The sequence below is a fragment of the Rufibacter sp. XAAS-G3-1 genome (assembly GCF_013623775.1).
GTDB lineage: Bacteria > Bacteroidota > Bacteroidia > Cytophagales > Hymenobacteraceae > Nibribacter.
In genome coordinates, this window is record NZ_JABFAM010000003.1 from 355,155 (window position 1) to 368,306 (window position 13,152).

The 13,152-nt window shown below is 47.3% G+C and carries 8 protein-coding genes and 1 pseudogene; all 9 read left to right on the forward strand.

Annotated elements, in window-relative coordinates:
• Nucleotides 1-334 precede the first annotated feature (334 nt).
• The 9 genes and pseudogenes from HHO50_RS02315 (at nucleotide 335) to argB (ending at nucleotide 13,051) form a co-directional block, all read left to right on the forward strand.
• The gene (locus tag HHO50_RS02315; protein WP_181304390.1) at nucleotides 335-3,460 is read left to right on the forward strand and encodes a SusC/RagA family TonB-linked outer membrane protein; all 3,126 of its coding nucleotides are present in this window, start codon (nucleotides 335-337) and stop codon (nucleotides 3,458-3,460) included.
• A gap of 10 nt (nucleotides 3,461-3,470) precedes the next feature.
• Complete coding sequence (locus HHO50_RS02320; protein ID WP_181304391.1) at nucleotides 3,471-5,054, forward strand: SusD/RagB family nutrient-binding outer membrane lipoprotein; 1,584 nt, start codon at nucleotides 3,471-3,473, stop codon at nucleotides 5,052-5,054.
• A complete protein-coding gene (locus HHO50_RS02325; protein WP_181304392.1) occupies nucleotides 5,044-6,057 on the forward strand; it encodes a DUF1735 domain-containing protein in 1,014 nt (337 codons plus the stop codon). The genes HHO50_RS02320 and HHO50_RS02325 overlap by 11 nt, the downstream gene beginning before the upstream one ends.
• A 499-nt stretch (nucleotides 6,058-6,556) precedes the next feature.
• Nucleotides 6,557-7,105 (forward strand): annotated as a pseudogene (locus tag HHO50_RS02330) (GNAT family N-acetyltransferase); the annotation flags it as partial.
• Between the two features lie 119 nt (nucleotides 7,106-7,224).
• Entirely contained in the window at nucleotides 7,225-8,421 is a 1,197-nt protein-coding gene (gene argG / locus HHO50_RS02335; protein WP_181304393.1) for an argininosuccinate synthase, read from the forward strand.
• Nucleotides 8,408-9,400, forward strand: a complete 993-nt coding sequence (gene argC / locus HHO50_RS02340) for an N-acetyl-gamma-glutamyl-phosphate reductase (protein ID WP_181304394.1) — start codon at nucleotides 8,408-8,410, stop codon at nucleotides 9,398-9,400. Before argG ends, argC begins: the two co-directional genes overlap by 14 nt.
• Nucleotides 9,401-9,721: 321 nt before the next feature.
• Entirely contained in the window at nucleotides 9,722-10,849 is a 1,128-nt protein-coding gene (locus HHO50_RS02345; protein ID WP_181304395.1) for an aspartate aminotransferase family protein, read from the forward strand.
• 166 nt (nucleotides 10,850-11,015) lie between these two features.
• On the forward strand, nucleotides 11,016-11,969 hold the full coding sequence (locus tag HHO50_RS02350; RefSeq protein WP_181304396.1) for an N-acetylornithine carbamoyltransferase: 954 nt from the start codon (nucleotides 11,016-11,018) through the stop codon (nucleotides 11,967-11,969).
• A gap of 284 nt (nucleotides 11,970-12,253) precedes the next feature.
• Nucleotides 12,254-13,051 (forward strand): acetylglutamate kinase, encoded by a 798-nt coding sequence (argB, locus tag HHO50_RS02355; RefSeq protein ID WP_370457514.1) that lies wholly within the window; start codon nucleotides 12,254-12,256, stop codon nucleotides 13,049-13,051.
• The last annotated feature ends 101 nt before the right edge of the window (nucleotides 13,052-13,152 follow it).

Here is a 13,152-nt window from a genome sequence, read left to right on the forward strand (position 1 = left end):
GTTGATTATAAGTTTATCTCTTATGAGAAGAACTTATAATCAGCGGTTCTTTACCTCTTTCCAGCCTTTGTGATCATACTAGCTACAACACGTAATCACCATCCATTATTTTTTTGCCTCCGCGGTACCCTACAACTAACCTGCAATTGTAAGGATGAGGATTGAAGAATGACGCACGAAGGGCACCTCAAGTGCTCTGTTTTAAGAAAATACTAAGAATAGATATGGGAAAGTTAGCACCTACATCCCCTCCGATTTTTTTTATAGGTAAAAATAATCTATAATTAACTTTTCATTAACAATCCAAACCATCACAAACCAAACCACAACCAACATGAAGAAAGTCTTACTATTGAGTCTTTTCTTGCTGTCTGTGCTTCTGAATGAAGCCATGGCGCAAACAAGGACTATCACGGGAAGAGTGACTGATGCCGCCACAGGAGAAGGTATGCCTGGGGTGACCGTACAACTCAAAGGATCTACAACTGCTTCTCCAACAGATGTAAATGGAGGCTATAGTATCTCTGTGCCAGGTACTGGCGGAACACTGGTGTTTTCCTTCATTGGGTATGGCAACCAAGAAATAGTCATTGGAAATCAAAGCACAATCAACGTTCGTCTCGCAACTGATGCCCGGACGTTGGGAGAAGTAGTGGTAGTAGGTGCAGGTGGTATTGAGCGCCAGGTAAAAGAGCAAGGTTACAGTACTACTCAAGTAACTAGTCAAGAATTAACGCAAGGTAGATCTCCAAACATTGCTTCTGGCCTTACTGGCAAAGTGGCCGGGTTGCAGATCAATGCGGTAGGGAGTGGGGTAAACCCAAATGTACGTGTAGTACTAAGAGGTAACCGTTCACTACTTGGAAACAACCAGGCACTAGTTGTATTAGACAATGTTATTGTTCCTAGTGAAATACTGGGTAACCTAAACCCTGAAGACATTGAGTCCATATCTGTACTGAATGGTGCTTCTGGTGCAGCTTTGTATGGCTCAGATGCTTCTAACGGAGCATTGGTAATTACTACAAAGAAAGGGAAAAAAGGAGTTACCTCAATAAGATTAGCTCACACTACAACCTTGGAGCAAGTTAGTTTTTACCCAGAGCTACAAACTGGGTTTGGTTCTGGGTATGCTCCAGGCATTCCCTCTTATGTACCTTATGAAAACCAACAGTACGGCCCAAGATTTGATGGTTCTATTGTCCAACTTGGCAAACCTTTAGCAAATGGAGAAATCCAAACGGTGCCTTACTCTGCAAGAGATGACAAATTTGACTTTTGGGAAACTGGTGTTCAAAATCAAACAGATATTTCACTTTCAGCAGGACGTGAAAACTCTAGTTTCTACATGTCTGCTCAACGTTTCAATTCACAAGGTACTACACCTGATGACGAATACAACAGAATTGCACTGCGGGTAAACGGAACTTTTGATGTAACTCAGAAATTGAAATTTTCTTTCAATACTAATTACACGGAGAATGCTTATGATATTACATCAGGTACTGCGGCAGTTTACGAATATTTATTGAACACACCTGCACATGTCCCCTTACTGAATTACAAAAATTGGAGAGATAACCCGTTCGCAAACCCTAATGGTTACTTCAACGAGTATTATCCTAACCCCTATTTCCACATTGAAAATAATCGTCAAGAAAGCCGAAATAATTACTTGATCGGTAATGTTGAAGTTAAATTCGCTCCGGTTGATTGGTTTGACTTGACTTATCGTGTAGGTATCTCAAACAGAAACTATACAAACAAGAACTATACAGGAATCTTTAATTATTCAGATTACACTCTTGATATCTCTCCAAGTAAAACCAACATAGCTGGTGCTGTTAGCGACAACAATTTCTCTAACACGCAGCTTACTTCAGATGTATTGGCTGGTTTCTACAAAGATTTCAATGAAGACTTCAATGTAAAGTTGATCTTAGGGAATAGTATCCGCCAGAACCGTTATACTAGTATTGGGGTTTCAGCAACAGGTTTGGTAAATCCTGATTTATATAACGTAAGTAATCGTGTTGGAGAACCTGGTGCCAGTGAAGGCAATTATTTAGCCCGTTTGATTGGTGTTTTTGGAGACGTAACCTTCGGTTTCAGAGATTATCTATTTCTGCACCTTACCGGACGTAATGACTGGACTTCTGTTCTAGATGAAGACAATCGTTCATTCTTTTACCCGGCGGTAGATGTAGCTTTTACAGCTTCTGAAGCAATTCCTGCATTGCAAGACAACCAGTACGTAAATAACCTGAAGTTCCGTGGCGGTTGGTCAAAAGTAGGACAGGTTAACTTAACTTCTGGCAACCCCTTTGGTGCTTATTCTTTACTGCCAACTTTTGCGCCCACAGCGGGTTTCCCTTTTGGAACCACCTCTGGTTACTCGGTAGGCAACAGAATTGTAGCCCCTGGCTTAAAACCAGAAATCACAGAAGCTTATGAGTTTGGATTTGATGCTACTCTCTTGAAAGAGATGATTGAAGCCCGATTTACTTATTATAATACGAGTACAACTAATCAAACAGTGCCTGCGGGAGTCTCGTCTGCGACTGGTTTCTCTTCCTTCTTAACAAATACTGGAGAAGTAACTAACAAAGGTATTGAGTCAGTACTGCGTGTAACCCCTTACCAAACTGAGAACCTTACAGTAACAGTAGGAGCTAACTACACTTACAATGAAAACAAAGTAGAGTCTATCTCAGCAGATTTACCAAGATTGGCTTTATCAACCGGAGGTAACGCACAAGTGTACGCTGAAGCTGGCAGCCTGTTCCCAGTATTGATTGGAACTGACTTTGAACGTGATCCACAAGGCCGTATTATAGTAGATCGTATCACTGGTTTACCAACTGTAGCGGCAGAACCAGTAGTATTGGGAAATACTGAGCCTAAGCACAGATTAGGTCTTGATTTTGAAGTTAGATTCTTAAAGAACTTCAGATTTACATCTTTGTTTGAATACAGAGGTGGGTACAACAGGTTTCATAGTGGTGGTTCAACCTTTGACTTCTCTGGTGCATCTGCCAGAAGCGCCGCTTTCAACAGAGACCGGTTCGTGATTCCGAACTCATCTTTTGAAGATCCTGAAAATCCTGGTTCATTTATACCTAACAACAACATTACAGTTGCAGGTGGTAGTTCTGATTTTTGGGCCAATGGATTGATTATGAATACCGCCAGCACCTATGTCACCAGTGCAGAGTACTGGAGATTACGTGAGGTTTCACTTGCGTACGAAATTCCTGCGGCTTTCTTAGAAAGAACTAAAGTTATCAAAGGAGCTACCATTAGTTTACAAGGGCGTAATTTGTTCTTATGGTTACCAGAGTCAAACCAGTGGACAGATCCAGACTATAACTTCACTGATACAAACGCAATTGGTATCACCACTCTAGGACAAACTCCACCAACCAGATATTATGGAGCTACTCTTTCTGTCAATTTTTAATTAAATGAAAATGAGAAAAATATATAGACGTTTTTTATTTGGTGTCATGGCTCTTGCGGCTGTGTCATGCGATAGTCTTCTTGATATAAATGAGAATCCTAATGAGGCCACGTCCTCTTCACCACAACAGGTTCTGCCAAATGCCCTAACAGTAACGGCGGCCAACGTTGTTTCTTACAATGACTATGGCTCCTTTATAACTGGTTATATTGTAAACGCAGGCGGTTTTGGCGGATGGGATACTGAGTTCACCTATGGATACACTACTGCTGATTATACAAACCTTTGGGCTAATACTTATGATAATTTAACAGATTATCAATACGTAGAAGATGCATCCAAAGGCTCCGGGGAACTAGCCTATTATAATGCTATTGCCAAGATCATGAAAGCTTATAACTTTCAAATGCTGGTGGATACGTATGGTAATGTTCCTTATACCCGTGCATTGCAGGGAGCAGCAAGCTTAACTCCAACCTATGATACTGGTGAAGCTATTTATCAGGATCTGATCGTGAAGTTAGACTCGGCTGTGATGCTGATAAACAACTCTCCTAATGCGAACTCAGTTGGCGCAAGCAGTGATGTAATGTTTGGAGGTGACATGGACGAATGGGAAAGGTTTGCTAACACTATTAAATTAAGATTGTTAGTTAGAGCATCAATGAGACCTGGTTCAACAGTTCCGGCGTGGGTAACTACTGGATTCTCTACTTTTACTGCTTCTACCCCTTTCTTGACGGATGATGCAATTGTAAATCCTGGATATACTGCATCTGCCGGTAAGCAGAACCCTCAGTGGAACACCTATCATTCTACTGCTGCTGGTGCTAATGCCGCTGCCGGCCGCTCAAGGATTCCTAGCCGCTTTATTTTCAGTTTCTATAATGGAACTAAACTACTTGACGAAGGAAGAGGTGAAGCTATTTATAGGAACTTCCCTAGTACCCCTGTTAACCAATTAGGTATCAATGATGATAGTGCCCCCACGGCACCTACTGGTAGTATTGCTTGGTATACAGGAGAAGGGGAAGGATTGGATGCAGAGAATACAACTGGCATTTTCAAAGGTCGCACTATGGGTCAGCCTCTTATGCTTGCTGCTGAGAGCTACTTTTTACAAGCTGAAGCAATTACAAGAGGATTCCTTGTTGGAAATGCGAAAGCAACATTTGAGTCTGGTATTACTGCTTCTTTCCGGTATCTCTACAAAGATGTAAACGGAGTTGTAACTGGAAACCCTACTGCAGATGCAGCCGCTTACATTGCAGCCAACCCAACAAGTCACTTGGTAAACTTTGATTTAGCAGATACGCAAGCCAAACGAGTAGAGGCCATTATTACGCAAAAGTACATAGCCTTGAATTTCATCCATGGACATGAGGCTTGGAATGAATTCAGAAGAACTGGATACCCATCAATTTCTGGAACTGGTGCTACCTCTACTTTTGCCTCCGTTGGTTCAACTTCACCACGAGCGGATAGGCTTCCTACTCGGATTTTATATCCTAACTCAGAGTACTCGCTTAATCCTAATAATGCTCCTTCAGGGATCAACCAGTTTACTACCCGTATTTTCTGGGATGCAGAATAATTCAGTTAAAATCAAAAAAATGAAAAAGATATTTAATCTCTGTTTAGTATTCCTGGGTGTAACTGGGCTTACTTCTTGTCTTGACGAGGATCCTTTTTTTGATCCGGAAGCTGTTGAGAATGTAATTGAGTTCTATAGTGCAGGCAATGTGGCATCACCTGCCACAGCACCATATCCATTGTTTATTAATTCATTTGAAATTGTACCTGAAGTTGACTTTCCTATTGTGGTAGGTTACTCTGGAGCTGATGTTGCACCTGAAGACATTACCGTTACTATTGGAATAGCTAATGAGAGTGTTTTAGAAGAGTACAATGAAAGTGAAGGTACGCACTATGAATTGCTGCCCGCATCGGTATATACTCTACCCTCCACAACAGTGACAATCCCTAAAGGAGAACGCAGGGCAACTTATATCGTAAAACTGAAAACTAATCAGTTTGATCTTACCAAGAACTTTGCACTACCATTAACCATAACTAATGCGAGTACTGGTATTGTTAGTGGTAACTTCAATACAGCTGTGTTTTCAGTTGGAGCAAAAAACCGCTATGATGGCCTTTATGAGGTCGAAGGTACAATGATCGACAGAACTAACGCTGCGTTTAAAGGTTACTACCCTAAAACAATTGCATTAGTTACCCAAGACCTTAACAGCAATTCGTACTATGATTATGATCAGGAAAATGTTGGGCACATCTTTGATACTGGCGCTGGGCTAAGCGTTTACGGCACTTTTACTGCTGTTTTCCACTTTGATGACTCAAACACTACTGATTTAGTGGATCCAGTAGCAAGTGTAACCAATGCTGCTGGTCAACCAGTTGCCACAGGAACCATGAGAGCAGGTATGATAGAACCTACTGGTGTCAACAAATTCACGTTTGCTGCAGATGGTACACCACTAACAATGGAAGTAACTTATACAATGACACAAACTGCTGCTATGGTTCCTAGAACTACGTGGACTGAAACGTACACTTATATTGGCCCTAGACCATAATTTCAGTAAACGCAGATAAAAAAAAGCTATCTCAAAAGAGATAGCTTTTTTTTATCTGCGTTTACGTCCAAGCCCCTTTCACATCCAGTATTAATTAAATAAAATTTGAACCAAAACATTGCTTATTTCATTTTTTATACGAAACATTTGCACAGAGACTTCAAGTAGAAGCCTCACTACTATTTCAATACCCCACTAAGTCAATGAATAAAAAGTCGCTTTTATCAGTTGTCATTGCAACGGTAAAACGCTCCATTATAGGGAGTGCGCTTTTTTCTGTTCTGCCCAGAACAGTTTTTTGTGAACCCATTTACCTCACCCGACCGAGGCGCTAGGCCACCGGCTCAGGTTGTCCCTGGCAACTAAACCGGATGCATCCCTGTATACCAATCCTTACGTTGGTAACAGTTCTCCTTTTTTCTTTATTCATTTTTTCAAACATATAGCGATGCGTACATACGCTTCGGCTGTAGAGTTGCAGCCTATTGCACCTGTTTCCATGGAAACTTCAAATCATGCTTTTACTGTAGTGGTGGCTACGGAAGAGCACACCCCTTTTGCCCAGCAGATCTGTGATGAGATGGAAGCCTCGGCCAAGGCGCGCGGCACCGGTATCGCGAAGCGCTCCCCAGAATACGTGGCCCAGAAGATGCGGGAAGGCAAAGCTGTCATTGCCTTTGATGCCGAGGGCAACTGGTCTGGGTTCTGCTACATTGAGACCTGGGGACACGGCGAGTACGTGGCCAACTCCGGCCTCATTGTGTCGCCGCACCTTCGTAAAAGCGGTCTGGCCAAGCGCATCAAGCAGAAAGTCTTCGAGTTGTCGCGCACCAAGTACCCGGAAGCCAAGATATTCGGGCTGACGACGGCACTGGCGGTTATGAAGATTAACTCAGACCTGGGTTACCGCCCTGTCACCTATTCAGAACTCACCAACGATGAGGAGTTCTGGAAAGGCTGCCGCAGCTGCGTGAACTTTGACATTCTCACGGCCAAGAACCGCACCAACTGCCTGTGCACGGCCATGCTGTACGTCCCTCCGAAGGAGGGAAATGAGTGATTGAGAGATTGAATGAAGGAGAGAATAGAAAATCATGAACTCTCTCCTTCATTCAACCTCTCAATCACTCATTAAAAATTCATTCAACCATTCAATCACTCAATAAAATGAAAAAAGTAGTTCTCGCGTTCAGTGGCGGCTTAGACACATCTTTCTGTGTGAAGTACCTGCTGGAACAAGGTTATGACATCTATTCGGCCATTGTGAATACCGGCGGCTTCTCTGAAGAAGAGTTGGCAGAAATAGCCCGAAGGGCCGAGAATCTGGGTGTGGCCCACCACGTAACCTTAGACGAAACCGACAACTACTACCAATCTTGCCTGAAATACCTGATTTTCGGGAACGTGCTCAAAAACAACACCTACCCACTTTCCGTGAGCGCCGAGCGTATCTCTCAGGCGGTAGCTATTGCCAAATACGCCCAGGAAATTGGTGCCGAAGCGGTAGCGCATGGTAGCACGGGTGCTGGTAACGACCAGGTTCGTTTTGACATGGTGTTCAACATTCTGGTGCCCAACGTGCAGGTGATTACCCCCATCCGTGACCTGAAACTGTCGCGCGAGGAGGAGATTGCCTACCTGAAAGAGCGGGGCGTGGAGATGGACTTCCAGAAGGCACAGTACTCTATCAACAAAGGCATCTGGGGGACATCGGTAGGTGGTAAGGAGACCTTGACTTCATACCAGGCATTGCCAGAATCTGCCTACCCCACGCAACTGACCAAAGAAACACCAGAGCGCATCACGTTGCACTTCAGGAACGGCGAACCGGTGGGCTTGAATGACGAGATGTTCGAGAACCCGGTGCACGTCATCCAGAAGCTGCAGGAAATTGCCGGGGCTTTCGCCATTGGCCGTGACATTCACGTGGGCGACACCATCATTGGGATTAAAGGCAGAGTAGGCTTTGAGGCGGCGGCGCCGATGGTCATCATCAAAGCGCACCACGCGTTGGAGAAGCACACGCTCACCAAATGGCAGCTGTACTGGAAAGACAGCCTGGCCACCTGGTACGGCAACTGGCTGCACGAAGGCCAGTTCTTAGACCCCACCATGCGCAACATTGAGACCTTCCTCACCGACACGCAGAAAACCGTAACCGGAAAAGTACACGTGCTGTTGGCCCCGTACCGCTTCCAGGTGGAAGGCATAGAGTCTGCCCATGACCTCATGTCTTCTAAATTCGGGTCGTACGGCGAGATGAACAAAGCCTGGACGGGCGAAGACGTGAAAGGTTTCTCCAAGATCTTCGGGAACCAGACCATGATGTACCGCTTCATCAACGGCGAAGATGGCGCAGCGTAACCTTATAAAAGTGGGCATCATAGGCGGCGCAGGCTACACCGGTGGCGAACTGCTTCGGCTGCTGGTGCACCACCCGCAGGCACAGATAGCTTTTGTGCACAGCAACAGCCAGGCCGGCAAGCCAGTGACCGACACGCATACAGACCTGCTGGGTGATACCGATTTGGTGTTCACCAACGAGCTAAGCATGGAGGTAGACGTTCTGTTCCTCTGCGTAGGCCACGGCGATGCCAAGAAGTTCTTAGACGCCAATCCTATTCCCGAAGAGGTAAAGATTATAGACCTGAGCCAGGATTTCCGCCTGGCGGCGAAGTCTTCTTTTGGCAACCGTCCATTTGTGTACGGTCTCCCAGAACTGAACCGTGAGGAAATCAAAACCGCTAGCAACGTGGCGAACCCAGGTTGCTTTGCGACGGCTATTCAGTTGGCCTTGCTCCCGCTGGCCCAGAATGGTTCTTTGCCGCTTGAAGTACACGTAAGCGGCATTACAGGTTCTACCGGTGCCGGTCAGAAATTAGCGGAGACCTCACACTTCAGCTGGCGCAACAACAACGTCTCCAGCTACAAGGTATTCGGGCACCAGCACCTGCTAGAGATAACGGAAAGCCTGCAAACCCTGCAAAAAGAGGCAGATACGGCCATCCGGTTTGTGCCGTACCGGGGTAACTTCAGCCGGGGCATTCTGTGCACTACCTACCTGCGCTCAGACCTTAGCCTGGAAGAAGCGCAGCAATTGTACAGGCAGTTCTACGAGGGGCACCCGTATACCCTTATCACGTCTAAGAACCCAGACCTGAAACAGGTAGTGAACACCAACAAGTGCCTCTTATATATAGAGAAGCATGATGACCAATTGGTCATTACCAGCCTGATTGACAACCTGCTGAAAGGTGCCAGCGGCCAAGCGGTGCAGAACATGAACCTGCTGTTCGGGCTGGAGGAAAGAGCGGGTTTGCAGTTGAAAGCCATCGGGTTTTAGGAGACCTCACCCCCTAGCCCCTCTCCCACGGAGAGGGGGAACTCCGCCAATGCGTTTTGGGGCTGTTTTGCGGAAAACGGGCTCTAAACGCGGAAACCTGTGAGGTTTTCAAAACCTCACAGGCTTTAGATAAACGGCTAGCATAAACCGTTGCTTGTATAAGTAAGTGGTAGAAATTTATAATCCTTATCTCCTCCAGAACTCCCCTCTCCGTGGGAGAGGGGCTGGGGATGAGGTTAATCCATAGCCGTTTTCGGCCTATTTTTCTGAAAAAAGGCCGAAAACAAAAAAGTCTTACGTCTTGAATCTTACGTCTATAAAATGAATCTCTTCGACGTTTATCCTCTCTTTGATATAACACCGGTCAAAGCCCTTGGCTCCACGCTTTGGGACGAGAACGGCATTGAGTACCTGGATTTGTACGGCGGCCATGCCGTGATTTCCATCGGCCACAGCCACCCGCACTATGTGCAGCGCTTAACCGAGCAGCTGAACAACATGGGCTTTTACTCTAACTCTGTCAAAATTCCGCAGCAGCAGGAACTGGCCGATAAGTTGGGCAAGCTCAGCGGTTATGAGGACTACCAATTCTTTTTGGTGAACTCCGGGGCCGAGGCCAACGAGAACGCCCTTAAGCTGGCCTCCTTCCATACCGGTCGCAAGAAAGTAATTTCGTTCCGCAAGTCTTTCCACGGACGGACGTCTGCTGCCGTAGCGGCAACAGATGACCCTAGCATTGTAGCCCCGGTAAACGAGACCGATAATATCCTGTTCCTGCCGTTCAATGATTCCGCTGCCGTGGAAGAAGCGCTTGCTACAAATGAAGTGGCGGCCATTATCATTGAAGGAATCCAAGGCGTAGGCGGGGTAGTGATTCCAGAGGCCCAGTTTTTGCAGGATTTGGAAAAACTAGCCAGGAAACACGGCGCGTTACTGATTCTGGACGAAGTGCAGTCGGGCTACGGCCGCTCCGGAAAATTCTTCGCGCACCAGCACGCGGGCATCAGACCAGATTTAATTACCATCGCCAAAGGCATGGGCAATGGTTTCCCGGTAGGAGGCGTATTGATTTCACCTGAAATCCCGGCCAAACATGGTATGCTAGGCACCACTTTCGGGGGCAATTACCTGGCCTGCGCTGCGGCTTTAGCCGTGCTGGAAGTGATGGAGCAGGAGAACCTGGTAGAGAACGCCGCCACACTGGGCAACTACCTCATGGGAAAAGCCAAAGCTTTGCCAGGCGTGCGCGAAGTCCGTGGACAGGGCCTGATGGTGGGCATTGAGCTGGAAAACCCTTGCGCCCCGCTCCGCAAAGCCCTGCTGGACGAGTACCGCATCTTTACCGGCTCAGCGTCCAACAAAAACACCATCCGTATTCTGCCAGCTTTGAATGTAACGCAGGCTGAGTTGGATAGATTCTTAGAGGCGTTTGAGGCGATGGTAAAATAGACACCTCACCCCCAACCCCTCTCCCACGGAGAGGGGAGCAATAAAATGAATTTTTGATTTGTTTTTGGAAAAACAGGCCAAAAACAGAAACAGTTAATTCAGGCCAGAAGCCGGAAGTCCCTCTCCGTGGGAGAGGGATTTAGGCTGAGGTCAAACCCCATAAAAAATGAAGCAATTCACCTCCGTTCACGACGTAGAAGATCTCAACGCCCTGGTGCAGGAAGCCCTTGCCCTGAAGCAGAACCCATACGCCTATGAGACCTTGGGCAAACGCAAAACCCTGGGCCTTATTTTCCTGAATCCTAGCCTACGTACCCGCCTCAGCACGCAGAAAGCGGCCCAGAGTCTGGGCATGAACGTGATGGTGATGAACATGGGACAGGAAGGCTGGGCACTGGAAACGCAGGACGGCGCCATCATGAACGGCACCACCGTAGAGCACATCAAAGACGCCGCCGCCGTCATGGGCCAGTACTGCGATGTGCTGGGCATGCGCTCTTTCCCTAAACTGCAGAACGTAGAGGAAGACTACTCAGAGGAGATACTGAAGAAGTTCATCCAGTACGCCAATGTGCCCTTCGTGAGCCTGGAATCCGCCACCCGCCACCCGTTACAGAGTCTTGCCGACTTAATCACCATCACCGAGCATGCCCCCAAAGGCCGTCGGCCGAAAGTGGTCTTGACGTGGGCACCGCACGTGAAAGCCCTGCCGCAGGCCGTGCCCAACTCCTTCGCCGAGTGGATGTGCGCCGCTGACGTGGACTTCGTGATTACGCACCCAGAAGGCTACGAACTAGACCCGCAGTTCACCAACGGAGCCACCATCAGCCACCACCAGCAAGAAGCTTTAGAGGGGGCAGACTTCATCTACGTCAAAAACTGGTCTACTTACCAGCCCTACGGACAGGTACTCACCCAAGACGCCAGCTGGATGCTCACCAACCAGCACTTGGCCCACACCAACAACGCCAAAGTCATGCACTGCCTGCCCGTTCGCCGGAACGTGGAACTCAGCGATGAAATCCTGGACGGGCCGAACTCCTTAGTAATAAACGAAGCCGCCAACCGGGAATTCGCGGCGCAGGCGGTGCTGAAGCGGTTGCTGGAAAGCATTCAGTAATTCCTTTATTGCCATCTTGCAAAGATCTTGGTGGCGAACGGTAGTGACGCTTGCACAAAGCTTTCCTAGTTTGCCCACAAGTTCCTTTCAGGAGGACAAAGATAAATAAACCGCCCGCTGTTCGGGATTTACCAATCCCGAACTACTCTGTCGCAGATTTATCAATCCGCCGTGAACCACGCGCAAGATTTACCAGAAAGGGGATTAGAAATCCCCGACAGAAAAACTTCCGGATTGGAAATCCGAAAGAGCAAACGTGAGGGAAAGTTAAAATCTAACGTCTAGTGTCTTCTAAAATAAACGTCATCAAAATAGGGGGAAATGTCCTGGACAGCCCAACCCAGTTGGAGCAGTTCCTAACAGACTTCGCAGCCATTCAAGGCCCCAAAATACTGGTGCACGGCGGCGGTAAAATCGCTTCTGAGCTGAGCAAGCAGTTAGGCATTGAACCTAATATGGTGAACGGCCGCCGCATTACAGACGCAGATACGTTGCGGGTGGTCACCATGGTGTACGGCGGCTTGCTGAACAAGAACCTGGTGGCGCAACTACAGGCCAGAGGCTGCAATTCCCTGGGTCTCACCGGGGCCGATGCCAATGTGATTCCTGCCCATAAACGCCCGGTGAAAGACATTGACTACGGCTTTGTAGGTGATGTGGAAAGCCCCAGGCAAGTGAACGTCACGTTTTTAGCCTCTTTGGCAGAACAGGGCCTTACCCCTGTTTTCGCGGCGCTCACGCATGACGGGCAGGGCAGCCTGCTCAACACCAACGCCGATACCATCGCCTCTACCCTGGCCGTAGCGCTTAGCGGTCAGTTTGAAGTGAACTTGATTTACTGCTTTGAGAAGAAAGGCGTGCTGCTGGATGTAGAGGACGAAACCAGTGTGATTCACCACCTGCAACCCAACTATTACGCTGAGCTGAAAGAGAAAAGAGCCATTTTTGCGGGCATGCTGCCGAAGTTGGATAATGCGTTTGCGGCCTTGGAGCAGGGCGTGAAAGCCGTGATGATTGGTGATGCGGCTGAGATTAAGGACATCGCCGCAGGCGGAAAGGCGGGCACCAGGATAACGCGGTAAGACACCTCACCCCCTAGCCCCCTCTCCCACGGAGAGGAGGAACCCGCAGATGCGTTTTTGAACTGTTTTTCAGGAAATAGGCTAAAAACGCAAAAACCTGT